This window comes from Streptomyces sp. NPDC031340, assembly GCF_055569945.1.
Genome location: NZ_JBVIIE010000008.1, coordinates 79,398 through 100,689 on the forward strand (window position 1 = coordinate 79,398; position 21,292 = coordinate 100,689).

Sequence of the window (21,292 nt, forward strand, 5' to 3'; positions counted from 1 at the left end):
CCACGACCCCCGACCGGCCTGGCGCCGGATCGGGGGTTTTGTGTGCCCAGCCTGTACGAGGCGGCCTGGCGGTAGCGTGATCGACATGACGACCGAGGACGAGGCGGACTGCGAGGCGCTGGTCGGAGGCATGGTGAACGCGGGCGCGATCTTCCGCCGGGGTGCGTTGGTGGAACGCCCGGCACCGCACAACGCACACGCCCTCCATGCCCACCTCCTCGCGCTGAAAGAGCACGGCTTCGACGCGGCTCCGACTCCCGTGGGTCTGACTGCTGACGGTCGTGAGCAGCTGACCTTCATTCCTGGCGACGTCGCTCTGCCACCGTTCCCGCCCTGGGTGCTGACAACAACCGCTCTCGAATCAGTGGGGATCCTGCTGCGCCGCCTGCATGGGGCCAGCGCGACCATCGCCGTCGACACAGACGTCGAATGGCCCCAGAACCTCGCCGACCCGGATGGCGGAACGATGTTGTGCCACAACGACGTGTGCCCGGACAACGTCGTCTTCCGCGACGGTCGTGCCGCCGCCTTGATTGATTTCGACCTGGCGGCTCCGGGCCGTCCTCTCTGGGACGTGGCCATGGCCGCCCGCTACTGGGTTCCCATGCTTGATCCGGTATCCGCAGCTGTCCTATATCCCGCCGGATTGGATGCGCCTGCACGGCTGCGGATCCTCGCCGACAGCTACGGCCTCTCGGCGGGAGAGCGCGCCGCATTGCCCGGCGTGATCGAACAGGCCACGGAGATCTGCCGGGCCTTCGTCGCCCGCCGCGTGGCTGACGGTGATCCTCTCTACCTCCAAGCGCTGGCCGACCGTGGCGGATGGGAACGCTGGGACCGCATGCAGGCCTGGCTGGCCGACCACCGCGAGACGTTCACTGTCGCGCTGCTGGACTGACGTGCTCGGGCGCTGATCCCCCTCACACCTGCCGAGGACTACCGGGGCCACACCCACGCCGGGGTCTGTACGGTGAGTGGTGTAACTCCCGAGCTGGAAGCGACAGTTGATGACTGACGTGACGAGTGACACCGAGGCCGGGAAGGCCGCTGTGAGTGGGGCGAGCGCCGTGGATGACGGGCTGGTCGCCGAGCTGGTTGCCCGGGCTCAGGCCGGCGGGGTGAAGCTCACCGGGGAGGGCGGCCTGCTGCAGCAGGTGACGAAGCGGGTGCTGGAGTCCGCGTTGGAGGGCGAGCTCACCGATCATCTGGGGCACGAGCCCGGTGAGCGGGCCGAGGGCGGCCGGGAGAACTACCGCAACGGGCACCGGTCCAAGACGGTGATCACCGAGTCTGGGCCGGTCGAGATCGCTGTGCCGAGGGACCGGGCAGGGTCGTTCGAGCCGCAGCTGGTGAAGAAGCGGCAGCGGCGTCTGGGCGGGGTGGACGAGATGGTCCTGTCGCTGTCGGCGAAGGGGCTGACGCACGGGGAGATCTCCGCGCATCTCGCCGAGGTCTATGGGGCGGAGATCTCCAAGTCCACGATCTTCACGATCACCGACAGCGTGATGGCCGGCATGACGGAATGGCAGAACCGTCCGCTGGACAGCGTTTATCCGGTCGTCTTCATCGATTGTGTGAACGTGAAGGTCAGGGACGGTCAGGTCGCCAACCGGCCCGTCTACATGGCGGTGGCGGTCACCGCCGAGGGGCACCGGGACATCCTGGGCCTGTGGATCGGCGATGGCGGGGAGGGCGCGAAGTACTGGCTCCAGGTCCTGACCGAGATCAAGAACCGCGGCGCGGCCGACGTGCTGATGCTGGTCTGCGACGGCCTGACCGGTCTCCCGGACGCCGTGAACACGGTCTGGCCTGCGACGATCGTCCAGACCTGTGTCGTTCACCTGCTGAGGAACAGCTTCCGTTACGCGGCTCGGCAGGACTGGGAGAAGATCGCGAAGGTGCTCCGGCCCGTCTACACGGCGCCGACCGAGGAGGCCGCGCTGGGGCGGTTCGTGGAGTTCACCGACGCCTGGGGCGGGAAGTATCCGGCGATCGTCCGGCTCTGGATCGGCCTGGGCGGAGTTCGTGCCCTTCCTCCGGTTCGACGTGGAGATCCGAAAGATCGTCTGCACCACCAACGCGATCGAGAGCATCAACGCGCGGATCCGCAAGGCCGTGAGGGCCCGGGGACACTTCCCCACCGAACAGGCCGCCCTCAAATGCGTCTACCTGGCCGTCATGAGCCTGGACCCGACCGGCACCGGACGCAAACGCTGGACCATGCGCTGGAAGGCCGCACTCCAAGCCTTCGACATCACCTTCGACGGCCGGCTCACCGCCGGACGACGCTGAAGAAAACCGACCGAGTTCCACCGTTCGCTACACAGACCCCCACCGTGGACTCCCCTGCCCTCTGGGCTTCCTCCTGGCCCTTCGCCCGCCGTGCTGTCCGCTCCGCTTCGAAGTCCTCCCAGCGGCTGACGATCTCCCACTCCGCACCCGTAAGCGGCTTCGGCTTCTCGTAGGGCTTTCCGTGCAACGAGATCGGCGTGATCGGTGAGAGCACCTGAGATGACTTGGAGGGCAGGTCCCAGTACGAGATGCCCTGTTGCTTGATGTTCTCGATCAGGTCGCCGGGATCAATGGCCAGGACGTCATGTCCGAAGTGCGCCTTGACCTTGTGCTTCTTCAGCCATTCGCGCCGTTCGTCGACACTCGACCGCTCCCACCACTCCGCGTAGCTCTCACCCGTGCCCGTCCACACGGTCACCGGCTTCGGGCCCTCCTGGCTGGTGACCTTCTCTCGATCTTGGGCAAGGCTGGCAACTTGCGAGGCGTACGCGACGGCGCTGATCTCGTCCTGCTGGAGTTCCTTCAGGAGCTGGTTCATCTTGCCGTCGATCACGGCGAGCTTCGCCGCACGGCTGTGGTCGATGGTCGTCTTCGACTCCATCCGTTCCAGGTGGCCGATCTCGCCCAACAGGGCCGACTCCAGCCAGGGGTACAAGTCCTCTGCCCAGAACCTCTGCTTAGGGCATGCCTGGATGCCCTTGCTCTTGTTGCCGTGACACCGGTACCGCTCGCGCTTGCCCTTGGCCGGGTCGCCCTTCACGAAGTAGAGGGAGCTGCCGCACAGCATGCAGAACGTCACGCCCACCGTCGGCGACGTGGAGCCCTTCTGCTTCTTGTACTTGACCGAGGCGACGGCGTCCGACAGCTTTGCCCACTCCTCCTCGTTCAGCACCGGCTCAGACCGCATGACGGGGGTGCCGTCGTCGTTGCGGGCAACGGCACCATTGGCGCGTACGTACTCCCCGAGCAGAGAGCGGCTGACCAGTACGGCTTGCACTGTGGTCGGCGTCCACCTGGCTCCCCGAGGCTTCGGGTCCGCCAGCCGAGTCGTGCTCTCGCCTGCCGCCGCGCGGATACGAGCGATGTCCTGAGCCGTGGGCACGCCTTGCTCGTTCAGCCAGTCGGCGACGGCCGAGAAGCTCGGCTTCTCGATGAAGCGCCGGATCATCTCGATCAGCGTCGGGCCGTACTCGGGGTCGAGTTCGAGGGTGAAGCCTGCATCGCCCTTCACCGCTCTGCGTCCGAACGGGACAAGGCCACCCGGCCAACGGCCGGTCTTCCGCATGGTCTCCCGGGAAGCCTTGTTGCGGGCCTTGATGGCGTCCAGCTCGGCCTCTGCGACCACGGCCAGGATCTTGGCGATGGTCTTGCCCCACGGCTTCGAGAGGTCGAATCCCTCCTCGCAGGAGATGAGGCCCTTACCGTTCGCCCCGCACCACTCGATGATGTCCGAGAGGTGGCGGACCGACCGCGCGATGCGGTCGATCTTCAGGATGATGATGTGGTCGAACTGGTCCTTCTTGTTGTTGAGCCAGTCCCCCAGCGACGGGCGCACCCACGGCGAGATGGACGCCGATACATCGATGTCGACGGCGAAGTCGACCAGCTCCATTTCCTCCGCGTCCGCCCGCTTGCTGATGCGGGTCCGCTGCGTCTCCTCACCGGTCTGGTTCTCGTTACCTACGGACAGACGGACCACACCAAGCGCCCTGGGCTTGTCGTTCACCCTTGCCCCTCCCCAAGACATGGGCAGCCCTCCCCGGCCGCCACAAGGTAAGAGGGAAGTCTACAGACCGTCCCGACCGTCCTCTTTCCCGATGGTTCGACGCTGACGAACCCGTCACTGGCGCAGGTGAAGCAGAAGATCGGCGTGTGAGCGCTTCGCGCTCCGCGTGCGGAAGGCGGCTCCCGGGGTTTCCCGGGAGCCGCCTTCTCGTCGACCTGGGCCGCCGCGGACAGCGCTCTTCTCGGGCGGGGTCGAAGTCGGAGTCGGAGTCGAGGTCCGACGGCGTCAGATGAAGCTCCGCGTCGGCAGCGGCTTGCCGTACCAGAGCTCGATCAGGCGGGCGGCGATGGAGATGCCGTACGGCGGGAGGACTTCGCCGGACTCGAACGCCGCGCGGAGTTCCTCGCGGGAGAACCAGCGGGCCTCGTGGATCTCGTCGCCGTCGACATCGATCTCGGTGGAGGTCGCGCGGGCCATGAAGCCGAGCATGAGGCTGGAGGGGAAGGGCCAGGGCTGGCTGGCCACGTACTCGACCGGGCCGACCGCGACGCCGGCCTCCTCGAACACCTCGCGGCGCACCGCCTGCTCGATGGACTCCCCGGGTTCGACGAAGCCGGCGAGTGTCGAGAAGCGTCCCTCGGGCCAGTGGACCTGACGGCCGAGGAGGATGCGGTCCTCGTCGTCGGTGACGGCCATGATCACCGCCGGGTCGGTGCGCGGGTAGTGCTCGGCGCCGCAGGCCGGGCAGCGGCGGATGTGGCCGGCCGCCGCGATGACCGTGCGCTCGCCGCAGCGGGAGCAGAAGCGGTGCGTGCGCTGCCAGTTCTCGAGGCCGACCGCGTGCACCATCAGCCCGGCATCCCGCGGCGACAACAGCAGTCCGGCCTCACGCAGCCCTGCCGGCCGGGCCGACTGGTCGATGCGTCCGGGCAGCGAGTCCTTCTGCAGGGCGAAGTAGCTGACGCCGTCGGCGTCGGTGCCCAGGAAGTAGCGGTGCGCCTCGGTGAGGGGGGCCTCGAAGGAAGGGGTCATGACGAGTTCGGTCCGGCCGTCGGGCGTCTCGTCGATCAGGACCTGGCCGCCGGAGACGACGAAGCAGCGCGTCGAGGGGTGGCTCCACGCCGCGGCCAGCCAGGCCTCGTCGAGCCGGTGGTGGGCGGCCCGGTCGATGCCGCTGGGGGCGGTGAGCGAGATGGGTCGGTCGGCGGTGTGGTCGGTCCAGGTGGTCACGGGTGCTTGCAACTCCCCCGATGGAACGGATTGTTTCGGCGGGCGGTTCGGCGGGACGTGGGGCAGGAGGCGGCCCGGTCCCGGGGGACCGGGTGGTGCGGAGCGGCTCTTCCAGTGTGCCTCGCGGGGGATGCCGCTCCGGGCGGCGCGGGACGCTCAGGGCGCACGGCGCCTGCTGTCGGCAAGGTCGTCCCACAGGTACGCGGCGGTCTCGACTCCCTTGAGCAGGAGGTCGAGCTCGACCTTCTCGTTCGGCGCGTGCCAGCCGTCGGAGGGGACGGAGATGCCCAGGAAGAGCACGGGCGCGCCAAGCACCTCCTGGAGGTCGGCGGCCGGTCCGGAGCCGCCCTCGCGGGTGAAGCGGACGGGCGTTTCGAAGGCGCGGGCCATCGCACGGACGAGGGACTGCAGGGCGGGATGGTCCAGCGGCGTCAGGCACGGGCGGGTGGCGGCACTGAACGTGATCTCGTGCCGGATCCCGTCGGGGATCTGCTCGGCGGCCCAGGCGCGGACGGCCTTCTCGATGTTGTCGGGTTCCTGGCCCGCGACGAGGCGGAAGGACAGCTTCACCATCGCGGAGGACGGAATGATCGTCTTGCTGCCGGGCCCCTGGTAGCCGCCGCCGATGCCGTTGACCTCGGCGGTGGGGCGGGCCCAGACGCGCTCCAGGGTGGTGTGCCCGGCCTCGCCGTGCGTGGCGTACGACTTGGCCGTGCGCAGCCACCGCTGTTCGTCGAAGGGCAGTTCGGCGAGGAGTTCGCGTTCGCGGTCGGTGAGTTCGACGACGCCGTCGTAGAACCCGGGGATCGCCACGCGCGCGTGCTCATCGTGCAGCGCGGCGACCAGGCGGGCCGCGGTGGTGGCCGGATTGGGGACGGCGCCGCCGAAGGAGCCGGAGTGGATGTCCTGGTCGGGGCCGTACAGCCGGATCTCGCACTCGGCGAGGCCGCGCATGCCGGTGCACACCGTGGGGGTGTCCTCGGACCACATACCGGTGTCGGAGACGATCACGGCGTCGGCTGTGAGCCGGTCCGCGTGCCGTTCGAGGAGGGCGCGGAAGTGCGGGGAGCCCGACTCCTCCTCGCCCTCGATCAGCAGTTTGAGGTTGACGGCCGGGGCGGTGCGGCCGGTGGCGGCGAGGTGGGCGCGGACACCGAGGGTGTGGAAGAACACCTGGCCCTTGTCGTCGGCCGCCCCGCGCGCGTAGAGGCGGTCGCCGCGGACGACGGGTTCGAAGGGCTCGCTGTCCCAGCCGTCCTCGCGGGCGGCCGGCTGCACGTCGTGGTGGCCGTAGACGAGGACGGTGGGGGCCTCGGGGTCGGCGGAGGGCCACTCGGCGAAGACCGCCGGAGCGCCCGGTGTCTCCCAGACCTCCGTGGCCGGGAAGCCGGTCCGCACGAGTGCGGCGGCCAGCCAGTCGGCGCTGCGTCGCACGTCGGACGCATGGGCGGGTTGGGCCGACACGGAGGGGATGCGCAGCCACTCCACGAGGTCGTCGAGGAAGGCGGCGCGGTGCTGCTCGATGTACGAACGGACGGCGCTGACGGCACTGTCAACGGGCTGGCTCATGGTCACGACCCTATCGGCCCGCGGGGACATCCTCGTTGGGCGGTTCCTCACAGTTTGCTTGCGCGGCCGGTCCCTCCAGCAGCAGCCGCTCCAGCGCGGCCCGGTCGGGCAGGTCGTCCGGCCGTACGACCTCGCCGCTGCGGACGTACACGAAAGCGGCGTCGACGGTCTCCGGGGGGACGCCTCGCTGCTCGGCCCAGGCGAGCCGGTACAGGGCGAGTTGGAGCGGGTCGGCGGTGAGGGCGCGGTGGGTCTTCCAGTCGACGATCTCGTACGTCGGCCGGTCGCCGCCGTCGTGCTTGTAGACGGCGTCGATACGGCCCCGTATCACGCGGCCGGCGATGACGATCTGGAACGGCGCCTCGACGCGGTAGGGGGTGCGGTGGGCGTACTCGGTGCGCTCGAAGGCGGCCTTGAGGGACTCCAGATCGCGTTCGTCGGCGATCTCCGCGTCGCTGCCGGGCAGGTCCTCCGGCTCCAGCATGGGCAGGGTCAGCTCTTCGAAGCGGGCCTCCACCCAGGCGTGGAAACGGATGCCGCGGCGTGCGGCGGGTTGCGGGGGGCGTGGCATGGGGCGCGCGAGTTCCTGCGCGAAACCGTCCGGGTCGGCGGCCAGGCGCAGCACCTGGGACGCGGTGAGCGACGCCGGCAGCGGAACGTCCGTGACGGCGTCGCGGGCGCGCAGGAGTTCTCCGGTGAGGGCGTCGAGGTCGCGGTCCCAGGAGGCTATGGTGCGGGCCTCCTCGGGGGTGAGGCGGGTGTGCGCGGGGGCGGGTTCGCGGATGGGCCGCTCCGGGTGCGCGGTTACGGCGACCGGCCGCTCCGGGTCCGCCGTCCGGCGGGTGGGGCGCTCCGGTTGTGCTCGGGCGCTCGGACGGTCCGGGGGTTGCGTGTCGTCCGGTGCGGCCGCCTGGTGCGGGACGGTCGGGCGGTCGGTGGACCAGGCGTCCCAGTCGGCCGGGTCCTCCTCGTGCCGTGGGCCCTCCCCGTAAGGGGGTTCCTCCTCGTAAGGGGGTTCCTCCGCGTACGGCGGCTCGTCGTCCTCCGGCGGCGGTGGCCACTCGGGGTCGTGGTGGCTGTCCGGGTCGTGGGTGGCGGGCGGGTGGGCCGCGTCGTGGGAGGCGAGGTCGTCCAGGTGGGCGAGGACCGTCTCGGCGGCCGCCCGACGCCGGGCGAGGGCCGCCTCGTCCAGCGGCAGCGGCCAGACCTGGTCGGCGCTCGCCCGGTGGAGGGCCGGGTTCTCCTCGTCCTCCGCGGGCTCGTCCGCCCAGGCCTCGATCTCGCCGTGTCCGGCCGCGCAGTGGTCGTGGAGGGCCCGCAGGAAGTCGGACGGTCCGCGCGGCTTCTTCTGGCTGGGGCCCCACCAGTGGCCGGAGCCGAGGAGCAGGGAACGGGGACGCGTGAAGGTGACGTAGCCGAGGCGCAGTTCCTCGGTGAGCTGGTGTTCCTTCATGGCCTCGTGGAAGGCCTTCAGGCCGCGCGCGTCCCATGCCTCGACGTCGGGCAGGGTGTCGGCGTCGCCGCGCAGTCCGTGGGGCAGCACCTTGCCCTGCGCGGTCCACTTCTCGCGGCCCTGGCTGCTGGGGAAGGTGCCCTTGACCAGGCCGGGCACGGCGACGACGTCCCATTCCAGGCCCTTGGACTTGTGGGCGGTGAGCACCTTCACGGTGTTCTCGCCGCCGGGCAGGGCGTTGTCGAGGCCCTTCTCGTACTGGGCGGCGGTGCGCAGGAAGGCCAGGAAGGCCAGCAGGGTGGCCTCGCCGTCGCCCGCGGCGAACGAGGCGGCGACGTCGAGGAAGTTCGACAGGGTCTCTCGGCGGCGGGCGGCCAGGGCGTGCGGGGACGCCGACAGTTCCACCTCCAGGCCGGTGACGGCGAGGACGCGGTGCAGGACGTCCATCAGCGGGTCGGCCAGGGAGCGGCGCAGGTCGCGCAACTCGGCGGCCAGGCGGGCGAAGCGCACGCGCGCGTCCGGCGAGAACGGCAGCCCGTCGTCCTCGCGCCCGGCGTCGAGCGGCATCTCCAGGAACGTGTCGAGGGCGTCCGCGAGGGAGATCACCTCGGACGGGTCGACCCCCTCGACGGCCTCGGCGAGCCTGCGGTCCCGGTCGGCGTCGTCGCCCACGCGCGCGTGGGTGACGAGCCGGCGGGCGCGGCGGCCCAGGAGGGCGAGGTCACGCGGGCCGATGCGCCAGCGCGGGCCGGTCAGCAGGCGGACCAGGGAGGCGTTGGCGCCGGGGTCCTGGAGGACTTCGCAGACGGCGACCAGGTCGGCGATCTCGGGCAGGTGCAGCAGCCCGGACAGGCCGACCACCTCGACGGGGACGTCCCGGGCGACCAGGGCGCCCTGGATCTCGGCGAAGTCGGTCGCCGTGCGGCACAGGACGGCGATCTCGCCGGGGGCCTTGCCGGTGCCGACGAGGTGCGCGATCGAGTCGGCGATCCACTCGATCTCCTCGGCGTGGGTGGGCAGCAGGGCGCAGCGCACGATGCCGTCGCGTTCGGCGCCGGGCGCCGGGCGGAGCGCCTCCACGCCCGCGTGCATGGCGCGCAGGGGCTCGGCGAGGCCGTTGGCGAGGTCGAGGAGGCGGCCGCCGCTGCGGCGGTTCTCGCTGAGCGCCTGCCGGGTGGCGGGGCGGCCGTCGGGGTGGGCGAAGTGCTCGGGGAAGTCGTCCAGGTTGGCGACGGATGCGCCGCGCCAGCCGTAGATCGCCTGGCAGGGGTCGCCGACGGCGGTCACCGGGTGGCCGGTGCCGCCGCCGAAGAGGCCGGCGAGGAGGACGCGCTGGGCGACCGAGGTGTCCTGGTACTCGTCGAGCAGCACCACGCGGAACTCCTCGCGCAGGATGCGGCCCACGTCGGCGTTCCGGGCGAGCTGGGCGGACAGGGCGATCTGGTCGCCGAAGTCGAGCAGATCGCGTTCGCGCTTGGCGGCCCGGTAGCGGACCACAAGCTCGGCGAGTTCCCGGCGCGCCGCGGCCGCCTCGGGGACCTTGCGCAGGTCGGCGTTGCTGAGCCGGACGCCTTCCAGGGTGTGCAGCAGGGTGGTGTCGTACCCGCGCAGGTCTTCGGGGCGGACCAGGTGTTCGGCGAGTTCGGAGTCGAGGGCGAGCAGGTCGCTCACCAGGTCGGCGAAGGAGCGGGTCAGCGCCGGGTAGGGGCCGGGGGCCTCGCGCAGCACGCGCGCGGCGAGCTGGTAGCGGGTGGCGTCGGCGAGGAGGCGGGTGGTCGGCTCGAGGCCGATGCGCAGTCCGTGGTCGCTGAGCAGGCGGCCCGCGAAGGCGTGGTAGGTGGAGATCACCGGCTCGCCGGGCGGGTTGTCCGGGTCGATCACGTCCGGGTCGGTGACGCCCGCCTTGATCAGGGCCTTGCGGACGCGTTCGGCGAGTTCACCGGCGGCCTTGTTGGTGAACGTCAGACCGAGCACCTGCTCGGGGGCGACCTGGCCGGTGCCGACCAGCCACACCACGCGCGCCGCCATCACCGTCGTCTTGCCGGACCCGGCTCCGGCCACGATCACCTGCGGGGCGGGCGGCGCGATGATGCAGGCCGTCTGCTCCGGGGTGAACGGGATGCCGAGGAGCTGCTTGAGCTGCTCGGGGTCGGTGATACGGGGCGGCACGTCAGAGAGGCTAGCGGCGAGTACTGACAGTGGATGCGGTGATCGGGCTCCGTGGGCTGAGAAGCGCAGGTCAGCCCACGGGGTGCGATATGTCACGCGAGTCACCGGCCCCGGAGCCGCCGGCCGGGTCACTCCACGACGTGCCGTCCCTCGGACCTGGCACTGCACGACGCCTGGAAGGCGCAGTGCGTGCAGTGCTGGCCGGTGGTCGGCGTGAACCGCTCGTCGAGCACCTTGCCGGCGGCGGTCGCCAGCAGGTCGCCGACCCACTCCCCCTCCAGCGGCTGCTGGGCCTGCACCTTGGGCAGCGTCTCTCCGCCGTCGCGCCCGGCGGCGCCCTGGCGCAGCTGGACCAGTTCGGCCCCGCCCGGTTCCGGGCGGGCTCCGCCGAAGGCCTCGTCGACGGCGCCCTCCCGGACGGCGAGCTGGTAGACGGCGAGCTGGGGGTGGCGCTCCACCTCGCGGGCGGTCGGCGCCTGTTTGCCGGTCTTGAAGTCGACGACGTACGCGCGGCCCTCTCCGTCGGCCTCCACGCGGTCCATCTGGCCGCGGATGCGGACCTCGTACTCGCCCGCTTCTAGGGTGACGTCGAAGTCGTGTTCGCTGGCCACCGGTGTGCGGCCGGCGCGATCCATGACGTGCCACTTCAGGAAGCGTTCGAGCGCCACGCGCGCGTTCTCCTTCTCCTGCGCCGACTTCCACGGCGCGTCGAAGGCGAGCGCGTTCCACACGGAGTCCAGGCGTTCCATGAGGACGGCGAGGTCGGCCGGGGTGTGGCCGGAGGCCACCTCGTCGGCGAGCACGTGCACCACGTTGCCGAAGCCCTGGGAGACGGTGGCGGGTGCGTCGGCCTTCACCTCGCGGCCCAGGAACCACTGCAGGGCGCAGGTGTTGGCGAGCTGGTCGAGGGCGCTGCCGGAGAGCACGACGGGCTCTTCGCGGTCGCGCAGCGGCACCTTGCTCTCGGTCGGCTCGAACATGCCCCACCAGCGGTAGGGGTGGGCGGACGGGACGAGCGGGCGGCCGTCCTCGTCGGCGAGCGCGGCGAGACGGGCCAGCCGGTGGGCGGCGGCCCGCCTGAGGGTGTCCGACACGCGCGGGTCGACCGTGGTGGCGCGCAGTTCGGCGACGAGCGCGGCGACCGACAGCGGTCGGCGCGGGCGGCCCGTGACGTCCTCGGGTCCGACGCCGAGTTCGGTGAGGAAGCGGGAAGGCTGGTCGCCGTCGTCGGCGGGTGCCTTCACCGCGGTGACGACGAGGCGTTCACGCGCGCGCGTGGCGGCGACGTAGAACAGGCGGCGCTCCTCGGCCAGCAGCGCCCCCGGGGTCAGCGGCTCGGCGAGTCCGTCGCGTCCGATGCGGTCAGCCTCCAGGAGGGAGCCCCGGCGGCGCAGATCGGGCCACAGTCCTTCCTGGACGCCCGCGACGACGACCAGCCGCCACTCCAGGCCCTTGGAGCGGTGCGCGGTCATCAGGCGCACGGCGTCGGGGCGCACGGCGCGGCGGGTGAGGGTGTCCGCGGCGATGTCCTCGGCCTCGATCTCCTCCAGGAAGTTCAGGGCGCCCCGGCCGCCGGTGCGCTCCTCCGCGCGCGCGGCCGTCGCGAACAGCGCGCACACGGCGTCGAGGTCCCGGTCGGCGTTGCGGCCGGCCGCGCCGCCGCGCCGGGCGGCCCGTTCCAGACGCGTCGGCCACGGTGTGCCCTGCCACAGGTCCCACAGCGCCTCCTCGGCCGTGCCGCCGCCCGCGAGGCGTTCGCGGGCCGTGCGCAGCAGCGCGCCGAGGCGCTGGGCGCCGCGCGCGTAGGCGGGATCGTGCACGGCCAGGCGCTCCGGTTCGGCCAGCGCCCGCGCGAGCAGTTCGTCCGAGGGCGGCGGCAGCGGGTTGCCGCTGGCCCGTTCCTCGTCGCGCAGGGCGCGCCCGAGGCGGCGCAGGTCGGCGGCGTCCATGCCGGCGAGGGGGGAGGTGAGAAGGGTGAGGGCGGTTTCGGTGCCGAGCCAGCAGGCCTCCGGCCGGGGCCCGGGCTCGGGACCGGACTCCCCGGAACCGGGCTCGCTGGGACCGAGGCTCTCGGGAGCGGGCTCGCCGCGACCGGGCTCCCCAGGACCGGGGCCCTCCGAATCGGACTCGGGACCGGGCTCCCCGGGACCGGGGCTCTCGGAACCGGGTTCCCCGGCTCTGGACTCCCCGGAATCGGGGTCCCGCGCTCCGGACTCCCCCACTGCGGGCTCCTCAGAACCGGGGCCCACGGGACCGGGCTCCCCGGCTACGGGCTTCTCGGAACCGGGCTCCCCCACTGCGGGCTCCTCAGAACCGGGGCCCACGGGACCGGGCTCCCCGGCTACGGGCTTCTCGGAGCCGGACTCCCCCACTGCGGGCTCCTCAGAACCGGGGCCCTCGGAACCGGGCTCCCCGGCTACGGGCTTCTCGGAGCCGGACTCCCCCGCTCCGGGCTTCTCAGGACCAGGGCCCTCGGAACCGGACGCTCCACGACCGGTCTGCCCGGCCCCGGGCCGGCGCGCCACCTCCGCCTCCGCCACCGCCCGCAGTGCCGTCAGCAGCGGGGCGACCGCCGGTTCGTGCCGCAGCGGCAGGTCGTCGCCGTCGATGTCGAGGGGGACGCCGGCGGCGGTGAGGGCGCGGCGGACCGCCGGGATCGTGCGGGACCCGGCGCGCACCAGGACGGCCATCTCACGCCAGGGGACGCCGTCCTCCAGGTGTGCCCGGCGCAGGATGTCGGCGATGTTGTCCAGCTCGGTGCCGGGTGTCGGGTACGTGTAGACCTCGACCCGGCCCCCGTCGCGGACCGGGACGAGCTCGCGGTGCGCGCGGACCCGGTCGGCCGGGAGGCGGGTCAGCGGCATGCGCTGGGTGAGCAGCCGGGTCGCGGCGAGCAGGGCGGCCGCGGAGCGGCGGGAGGTGCGCAGGACCTCGACGGGCGCCGGGCTGCCGTCCGCGCGTGGGAAGGACGCCGGGAACTGGAGGATGCCGCCCACGTCCGCGCCCCGGAACGCGTAGATCGACTGGTCGGGGTCGCCGAAGGCGACCAGGGTGCGTCCACCGCCGGCGAGGGCGTGCAGGAGCCGTACCTGGGCGGGGTCGGTGTCCTGGTACTCGTCCACGTAGACGGCGTCGTACTGCGCGGCCAGCCGCTCGGCGACACCGGGGCGGTGGGCGAGCAGCACCGCGCGGTGGACCAGCTCGGCGTAGTCGAGGACGCCCTGCAGGTCGAGCACGTCCAGGTACTCGGCGAGGAACGCGGCCGCGGCGCTCCAGTCGGGGCGGCCGATGCGGCGGGCGAAGGAGTCCAGGGCTCCGGGGCTCAGGCCCAGTTCGCGGCTGCGCGCGAGGACCGCGCGGACCTCGTCGGCGAAGCCGCGGGTGGTCAGGCAGGCGCGCAGTTCGTCCGGCCAGCGCACGTGCGCCAGGCCGAGGCGCTGCAGGTCGAGCTGGCCGGCGAGCAGTTCGCGGACGGTCACGTCCTGCTCGGGGCCCGACAGCAGGCGCAGCGGTTCCACGAACAGGTCGGTGTCCTGGTGGGCGCGGACCAGGGCGTAGCAGAACGAGTGGAAGGTGGTCGCCTGGGGGGCGCGTGCCGCTCCCATGCGCAGCGCCATGCGGTCGCGCAGTTCGACGGCCGCCTTGCGGCTGAACGTCAGCACCAGGATGCGCCCGGGGTCGCCGCCACGGGCGATCCGCGCCGCCACGGACTCCACCAGGGTGGTGGTCTTGCCGGTGCCCGGACCTGCGAGGACGAGCAGCGGACCGGTCCGGTGGTCAACCACGGCGCGCTGGGGCGCGTCCAGACGAGGGGGATCCGGCGGGGCCGGCGGGGTACGAACCAGTCGGTAAGCGCCACGGCTCCCCTGTCGCGTCCGGGGATGCGGCAGGTGCCTGGTGGAGGAAGAGGAGCTCACGTGGTTCGCCGGTCCTGGTGGTCGTACTGGTGGTCGGGCCACCCCGCGTGCACGGCGGTGGTCGGGGGGTGAGCGGGAAACGCGCAGCCGACGCTACGCCGACGGACGGCCCGGAGGCAGGGCTTCCGCTTCTTCCCACGAGGCACCCGGGGCACTCAGGGCACGCATGCCCCTCACCTCACGAACGTACGTCATGTCACGGATGTGCCCCACTTCACCCGTACGGAGCAAACGTCACACCGGAGCCCGCCGGATGCCGGAAGCTGTCAAGTGTGACCTTCCGTGCGTTCGCCGCCGTCCCAGCGCGCCCGTCTCATGTCGAGACGCGGCAGGTGCCCCTCCGCGGCCCGGCTCGCCTCCCGCAGCGGTGTGCCCTCGGCGCGGTAGCGGTCCAGCGCCCTCAGCTCGTGCCCCGGGAGCAGGACGCCGTCCGCGCGGACGACGCGCCACCACGGCACGGCGCCCCCGTACAGGGCCATCACCCGGCCCACCTGGCGGGGGCCTCCCTCCTCCAGCCACTCGGCCACGTCGCCGTAGGTCATGACGCGCCCGGGCGGGATGAGCTCGGCCACCTCGAGGACCCGTTCGGCATAGTCCGGCAGCGCCTCGGCGTGCTCCGCTCGGGCGTCCGGGGAAAGGCTCTCCTCGCTCATCCGGCCCATCCTGCACCACCCCACCGACAGTGCGACGGGCTCGCGACCGTGCGTAGCCCTCGCCCTCGGGCGGCGCGTCCGGCAGACTGTGCGCCCCCGCGTTTGCACCCTGATGCCCCCGTGTGTCGGCGGGGCATGCCACCATCATGCGGGCGGTGACTGGTGATACGAGATCAAGAAGAGACGATGAAGCAGCAGGGTGCGCACCCGGAGGATGCGGAGAACACCTCTGACGCTTCGTCGCGCCCGGGCACCGCGGACGGCGGCGAGGCGGCCTGCCGGGCGGCCTCCGGGGGCGGCCCCGGTCTGGCCGAGCAGACGCACATCGACGAGGTCGAGGGCGACGAACCGCTGCTTCCCGCACGCGTGCACCGCCCCTCCGACCTGATGCGCCTGCTGGTGGGCGTGCTGGCGATCGCCGTGCTGCTCGCGATCTCCGCGTTCGCGCACGGCACCACCTCCGGGCTGGAGCAGGACATCAACAAGGGCACCGGTCAGGCGCCCGACCTGCTGATCAAGATCGCCGGCCTGGCGTCCAGCATCGCGATCCTGCTGGTACCGGTCGCCTTCGCGATCGAACGGCTGATCAAACGCGACGGGCTCCGCATCGCCGACGGCGTGCTCGCGGCGGTCCTCGCGCACGGAGTGACCCTCGCCACCGACCTGTGGGTCGCCAAAGGCGCCCCAGGCTCCATCCAGGAGGCGCTCACCCAGCCCTCCCCCGGTGACATCCACGCCCTCACCGACCCCGTGCACGGCTACCTCGCGCCCGTCATCGCGTACATGACGGCCGTCGGCATGTCGCGGCGGCCGCGCTGGCGGGCGGTGCTGTGGATCGTGCTCCTCCTCGACGCCTTCTCGATGCTGGTCACCGGGTACACGACCCCGTTCTCGATCATCCTCACGGTGCTGATCGGCTGGACCGTCGCCTACGGGACGCTGTACGCGGTCGGCTCGCCCAACGTCCGGCCGACCGGACGGACGCTGATGGCGGGCCTGCGGCACGTCGGCTTCCACCCGGTCACCGCGGCCCGCGAGGAGGTCCACGACACCCTGGAGACCGGTGACCGCGGCCGGCGCTACTTCGTCACGCTCGAGGACGGCCCGCCGCTGGACGTGACGGTGGTGGACCGGGAACAGCAGGCGCAGGGGTTCTTCTACCGGGCGTGGCGCAACCTGACGCTGCGCGGCTTCGCCACCCGCAGCAGCCTGCAGTCGCTGCGCCAGGCGCTGGAGCAGGAGGCGCTGCTGGCGTACGCGGCCATCGCGGCCGGCGCCAACGCGCCCAAGCTGATCGCGACCTCCGAACTCGGCCCCGACGCGGTGATGCTCGTCTACGAGCACATCGGCGGGCGCACCCTGGACTCGCTGCCGGACGAGGAGATCACCGACGACCTGCTGCACGACACCTGGGGCCAGGTGCGGGCGCTGCAGTCCCGGCGCATCGCGCACCGCAGGCTCGTGGGCGACGCGGTCCTGGTGGATCCGTCCGGCGCGGTGATCCTCACCGATCTGCGGGTGGGCGAGATCGCGGCGGGCGACCTGCTGCTGCGCATGGACATCTCCCAGCTGCTGGTGACGCTCGGCCTGCGGGTGGGCGCCGAACGCGCCGTGGCCTCGGCGGTGAGCGTGCTCGGCCCCGACGCCGTGGCCGACTGCCTGCCGATGCTGCAGCCCATCGCGCTCAGCCGCTCCACGCGCGCGACGCTGCGGAAACTGGCCCGGGAACGGGCCCAGCGCGAGCGTGAGGCGGTCCTGGAGGCGTCGCAGCAGGCGAAGCAGGCCCGTCTGGAGGAAGGCTCGGGCGACGCGGAGCCCGCGGGCAAACCGGACAAGAAGACCGTGCGCGCGGAGGCCAGGGCCGAGAAGCGGGCCCTCGACGAGGCGCTGGAAGAGGCGCGCGAGGAGGATCTGCTGACGCAGATCCGCTACGAGGTGCTGCGGATCAGGCCGCAGGCGCCGGTCGAGCCGGCCCGCCTGGAGCGGGTGCGGCCGCGCACCCTGATCAGTTTCATCGCGGGCGCCATCGGCGCGTACTTCCTGCTGACGCAGCTCACCCACATCGAGTTCGGGCCGCTGGTCGCGGGCGCGCAGTGGGGCTGGGTCCTCGCGGCGGTGCTGTTCTCGGCGGGCAGCTACTTCGCGGCGGCGATGGCGCTGCTGGGGTTCGTGCCCGAGCGGGTGCCGTTCCTGCGGACGGTGGCGGCGCAGGTCGCCGGGTCGTTCGTGAAGATCGTGGCGCCGCCCGCGGTGGGCGGTGTCGCCCTGAACACGCGCTTCCTGCAGCGCTCGGGGGTGCGCCCCGGGCTCGCGGTGGCGAGCGTCGGCGCGTCGCAGCTGTTCGGACTCGGCGCGCACATCCTGATGCTGCTGTCCTTCGGCTATCTGACCGGCACCGAGAAGACGCCGTCGCTGTCGCCGTCCCGGACGGTGATCGCGGGTCTGCTCACGGTCGCGGTGCTCGTGCTGGTCGTCACGTCGGTGCCGTTCCTGCGGAAATTCGTCGTCACGCGTGTGCGGTCGCTCTTCGCCGGTGTCGTGCCGCGCATGCTGGACGTGCTGCAGCGGCCGCAGAAGCTCGTCACCGGCATCGGCGGCATGCTGCTGCTGACCGCCTGCTTCGTGATGTGCCTGGACGCCTCGATCCGCGCGTTCGGCGACGGCTCGACCTCGCTGAGCATCGCCAGCGTCGCCGTCGTCTTCCTCGCCGGCAACGCGCTCGGTTCTGCGGCGCCGACTCCGGGCGGCGTGGGCGCGGTGGAGGCGACCCTGACGGTCGGCCTGATCGCCGTGGGTCTGCCCAAGGAGGTCGCGGCCCCGGCCGTGCTGCTGTTCCGGCTGCTGACCCTGTGGCTGCCGGTCCTGCCGGGCTGGCTGGCCTTCAACCAGCTCACCCGCAAGGGTTCGCTGTAGCCGCGGGCGGTACCTCGTACGGCCCGCGCCCCGAGCACGCACGCGTGTCCGACCGCAGGATGGGTTCATGCCCAACCCGCTCCATCGGCGCGCCGCTGCCGTGACCGCCACCGCCGTACTGCTGTCCTGCGTGCTGGCGGGCTGCGGCGACTCCCGGGACGCGGACCTGACGGATCAGAAGCTCGACTGGAAGGACTGTCCGGCCCCGTCCGAGGCCGAGGGCGGCGGCGGCGCCCCCTCGCCGCTGCCGAACGGCGAACGCTGGCAGTGCGCCACCTTGAGGGTTCCGCTGGACTGGGACAAGCCCAAGGGCGACAGGATCGGCATCGCGCTGATCCGGGCGAAGGCGAGCGGCGGGAAGAGCCGGCGCATCGGCTCGCTCGTGTTCAACTTCGGCGGGCCCGGCGGCTCCGGGGTCACCACGCTTCCCGCCTTCGCCAAGGACTACACGGCCCTGGGCACCCGCTACGACCTGGTCAGCTTCGACCCTCGCGGGGTCGGCCGCAGCGCCCCCGTCGAGTGCGAGAACGACCAGCAGCTCGACGCCTACTTCCAGCAGGACGCGATCCCCGAGGACACCCGTGAGCGCGCCGAGCTGCTGCACAACACCAGGCGGTTCAACGACGCCTGCGAGCGGAACTCCAAGAAGCTGCTGCCGCACGTGCGCACCACCGACGCGGCCCGCGACATGGACCTGATGCGCCAGGTCCTCGGCGACGACAAGCTGCACTACTTCGGCATCTCCTACGGCACCGAACTCGGCGGCGTCTACGCCCACCTGTTCCCCAGACACGTCGGCCGGGCCGTCTTCGACGCGGTCGTCGACCCGACGCAGAACCCGGAACAGAGCTCCCTGGGCCAGGCCGCGGGTTTCCAGTTGGCGCTCGACAACTTCGCCGCGGACTGCACGTCGAAGCCCGAGCCCTGCCCGATCGGCGACAGCGCCCAGGACGTCGAGGCCCGCATCGCCGGCCTGCTGAAGGCCCTGGACCGCAAGCCGATCCCCGGCGTCTTCCCGCGCGAGCTGACCCGGACCGCCGCGACCAACGGCATCGCGCAGGCCCTGTACTCGAAGGACTTCTGGGCCTACCTCACCGAGGGTCTGCAGCAGGCGTACGACGGTGACGGGGAGGTGCTGATGCTGCTGTCCGACGCGATGAACGGGCGCAACCAGAACGGCGAGTACAGCAACCTCACCGCCGCCAACATCTCCATCAACTGCGCGGACGCCAGACCCCGCTACACGCCCGCGCAGGTGGAACAGCGGCTGCCCGCGTTCCGCGCCGCCTCGCCCGTGTTCGGGGACTTCCTGGCCTGGTCCATGATCAGCTGCACCGACTGGCCCGTCGCGGGCGCCGCCGACCACCCCGACGTCAGGGCACCCGGGTCGGCGCCGATTCTGGTGGTGGGCAACACCGGCGACCCGGCGACCCCGTACCAGGGCGCGAAGAGGATGGTGGACGCGTTGGGCGATGGCGTCGGCGTCGAGCTGACGTACAAGGGCCAGGGGCACGGCGCCTACGACAGCAAGAACAAGTGCGTGCAGCGGGCGGTGAACTCCTATCTGCTGGACGGCAGGGTCCCGCCGAACGGGACCGTCTGCTCCTAGCTCCCAGCCCGGACGCGCAAGAAGGCGCAGGTCAGAGGGTTATCCACAGGGTCCGACGGGGTCGGCTCGATCCGCCTACCATGGCCTGACCGCCGTCTGCTGCCCGGTGCGGACGGCTCGTGAGGGGGGTATGCGCATGGCGCGTCTCGCACGGTGGACGGCCTTCGGGGCCGCCGCCGTCTTCCTGGTGGCGGGCTGCGGCGGCGGCTGGTCCGACGACGGCAGGAGCGGCGACCGCACGAGCGCGACGGCCTCCGCGTCGGACGGCGCCTCCGGCGCGAGCGCCGCGCTGCCTTCCTCGCTGACCGGGCAGCGGCTCGCCTGGGGGCGCTGCAAGGCCACCGCGGACTCCCCCGCCCCGGGCGGCTACTGGCGGTGCGCCACCCTGAGGGTGCCGCTGGACTGGGCGCAGCCGGACGGCGAGACGATCGGCCTCGCGCTGATCCGGGCGAAGGCGCGCGGGGAGCACCGCATCGGCTCGCTGCTGTTCAACTTCGGCGGGCCGGGCGGCTCGGGCGTGTCCATGATGCCTTCGTACGCCTCCACGGTCTCGCCGCTGCGCGAGCGGTACGACCTGGTGAGCTGGGACCCTCGCGGGGTCGCCGCCAGCGAGGGCGTGCGCTGCCGCGGCGACAAGGAGATCCAGGCCGCGGAGGACGTGGACGTCACACCCGACAACCCGGCCGAGGAGAAGGCGTACCTCCAGGACGCCGCCGACTTCGGCAAGGGCTGCCAGAAGACCGCCGGGAAGCTGATGGCGCACGTCTCGACGACCGACACCGCCCGCGACATGGACCTGATGCGCCAGGTCCTGGGCGATACGAAGATGCACTACTTCGGCATCTCCTACGGCACCGAACTCGGCGGCGTGTACGCCCACCTGTTCCCCCGGAACGTGGGGCGGCTGGTCCTCGACGCGGTCGTCGACCCGAGCGCCGACACCATGGGCCACGCGATGAACCAGACCCGCGGCTTCCAGCGCGCGCTGGACGACTACCTGAAATCCACCGGCCAGGACCCGGCGCAGGGCTCGCGGAAGATCGCCGGCCTGCTGAAGAGGATCGACGCGCACCCGCTGCCGACGTCGTCCGGGCGCGAGCTGACCCAGACACTCGCACTCACCGGCATCGTCCTGCCGCTCTACAGCAAGGACGGCTGGCCGGCGCTGACCAGCGCCCTCAAGTCGGCGGAGCAGGGCGACGGCTCGGAGCTGCTGGACCTCGCCGACGGCTACAACGAGCGCGACGCCTCGGGGCACTACGGCACGACGACCCACTCGCAACGACTCATATCCTGCCTGGACGACAAGCAGCGGCCGACCGCGGAGGAGACGAAGAAGCTGCTGCCGGAGTTCGAGAAGGTCTCGCCGGTGTTCGGGGACTTCCTCGGCTGGGACACGGCCGGCTGGTGCCACGACTGGCCGGTGCCCGGGCAGTACGACACCCCGGAGGTGAGCGCGCCCGGCGCGGCACCGGTCCTGGTGGTCGGCAACACCGGCGACCCGGCGACGCCTTACGAGGGCGCGAAGAAGATGGCCGACGAGCTGGGCGAGGATGTCGGCGTGGTGCTCACCTGGAAGGGCGAGGGCCACGGGGCGTACGGCAGCGGGAGCGACTGCGTCGACTCCACGGTGAACGCCTACCTGCTCAAGGGCACGGCGCCGGAGGACGGCAAGGTCTGCTCATGACGACGGCGGGGGGGGGCCCCCCCCCCCCCCCCCGCGCCCCCCCCCCGGAGGCGGGTGGGGCCGGGAAACGGATT

General features: G+C 72.1%; 10 protein-coding genes and 2 pseudogenes. 6 read left to right on the top strand and 6 right to left on the bottom strand.

Annotation, left to right across the window (positions count from 1 at the left end; all coding sequences use genetic code 11):
• Positions 1–40: 40 nt before the first annotated feature.
• Both ACZ5GT_RS07945 and ACZ5GT_RS07950 read left to right on the top strand, forming a co-directional pair.
• Positions 41–898, top strand: coding sequence for a phosphotransferase (locus tag ACZ5GT_RS07945; RefSeq protein WP_469016574.1), 858 nt, complete (start codon positions 41–43; stop codon positions 896–898).
• Between the two features lie 109 nt (positions 899–1,007).
• Positions 1,008–2,292: pseudogene (locus ACZ5GT_RS07950) on the top strand (IS256 family transposase).
• Here the strand turns inward: ACZ5GT_RS07950 and ACZ5GT_RS07955 are convergent.
• Positions 2,273–4,018, bottom strand: coding sequence for a recombinase family protein (locus ACZ5GT_RS07955; protein WP_469016578.1), 1,746 nt, complete (start codon positions 4,016–4,018; stop codon positions 2,273–2,275). The pseudogene ACZ5GT_RS07950 and the gene ACZ5GT_RS07955 sit on opposite strands and share 20 nt — an antisense overlap.
• A 54-nt stretch (positions 4,019–4,072) precedes the next feature.
• Between ACZ5GT_RS07955 and ACZ5GT_RS07960 the strand changes: the two are divergent.
• A pseudogene (locus tag ACZ5GT_RS07960) lies at positions 4,073–4,168 on the top strand (NrdH-redoxin); the annotation flags it as partial.
• Positions 4,169–4,303: 135 nt separating this feature from the next.
• Here ACZ5GT_RS07960 and nudC read toward each other — a convergent pair.
• The 5 genes from nudC to ACZ5GT_RS07985 form a co-directional block, all read right to left on the bottom strand.
• Positions 4,304–5,248, bottom strand: a complete 945-nt coding sequence (nudC, locus tag ACZ5GT_RS07965) for an NAD(+) diphosphatase (RefSeq protein ID WP_469016581.1) — start codon at positions 5,246–5,248, stop codon at positions 4,304–4,306.
• 156 nt (positions 5,249–5,404) lie between these two features.
• A complete protein-coding gene (locus ACZ5GT_RS07970; RefSeq protein ID WP_469016585.1) occupies positions 5,405–6,817 on the bottom strand; it encodes a dipeptidase in 1,413 nt (470 codons plus the stop codon).
• A 10-nt stretch (positions 6,818–6,827) separates the two neighbouring features.
• The gene (locus tag ACZ5GT_RS07975; protein ID WP_469016588.1) at positions 6,828–10,439 is read right to left on the bottom strand and encodes a UvrD-helicase domain-containing protein; all 3,612 of its coding nucleotides are present in this window, start codon (positions 10,437–10,439) and stop codon (positions 6,828–6,830) included.
• A 128-nt stretch (positions 10,440–10,567) separates the two neighbouring features.
• On the bottom strand, positions 10,568–14,356 hold the full coding sequence (locus tag ACZ5GT_RS07980; RefSeq protein ID WP_469016592.1) for a UvrD-helicase domain-containing protein: 3,789 nt from the start codon (positions 14,354–14,356) through the stop codon (positions 10,568–10,570).
• Positions 14,357–14,622: 266 nt separating this feature from the next.
• Positions 14,623–15,009, bottom strand: coding sequence for an MGMT family protein (locus ACZ5GT_RS07985; protein WP_469016599.1), 387 nt, complete (start codon positions 15,007–15,009; stop codon positions 14,623–14,625).
• A 186-nt stretch (positions 15,010–15,195) separates the two neighbouring features.
• Between ACZ5GT_RS07985 and ACZ5GT_RS07990 the strand changes: the two genes are divergently transcribed.
• From ACZ5GT_RS07990 to ACZ5GT_RS08000, 3 genes are all read left to right on the top strand, one after another.
• A complete protein-coding gene (locus ACZ5GT_RS07990; RefSeq protein WP_469016606.1) occupies positions 15,196–17,922 on the top strand; it encodes a lysylphosphatidylglycerol synthase transmembrane domain-containing protein in 2,727 nt (908 codons plus the stop codon).
• A gap of 67 nt (positions 17,923–17,989) precedes the next feature.
• Positions 17,990–19,531, top strand: coding sequence for an alpha/beta hydrolase (locus ACZ5GT_RS07995; RefSeq protein WP_469016610.1), 1,542 nt, complete (start codon positions 17,990–17,992; stop codon positions 19,529–19,531).
• A gap of 136 nt (positions 19,532–19,667) precedes the next feature.
• Positions 19,668–21,218 (top strand): alpha/beta hydrolase, encoded by a 1,551-nt coding sequence (locus ACZ5GT_RS08000; protein ID WP_469016612.1) that lies wholly within the window; start codon positions 19,668–19,670, stop codon positions 21,216–21,218.
• The last annotated feature ends 74 nt before the right edge of the window (positions 21,219–21,292 follow it).

What these genes read in the sequence shown, in the direction of transcription:
- ACZ5GT_RS07970 (WP_469016585.1), bottom strand. Translation starts at nt 6,817, where the DNA reads ATGAGCCAGCCCGTTGACAGTGCCGTCAGCGCCGTCCGTTCGTACATC.
- ACZ5GT_RS07985 (WP_469016599.1), bottom strand. Translation starts at nt 15,009, where the DNA reads ATGAGCGAGGAGAGCCTTTCCCCGGACGCCCGAGCGGAGCACGCCGAG.
- ACZ5GT_RS07990 (WP_469016606.1), top strand. Translation starts at nt 15,196, where the DNA reads ATGAAGCAGCAGGGTGCGCACCCGGAGGATGCGGAGAACACCTCTGAC.
- ACZ5GT_RS07995 (WP_469016610.1), top strand. Translation starts at nt 17,990, where the DNA reads ATGCCCAACCCGCTCCATCGGCGCGCCGCTGCCGTGACCGCCACCGCC.
- ACZ5GT_RS08000 (WP_469016612.1), top strand. Translation starts at nt 19,668, where the DNA reads ATGGCGCGTCTCGCACGGTGGACGGCCTTCGGGGCCGCCGCCGTCTTC.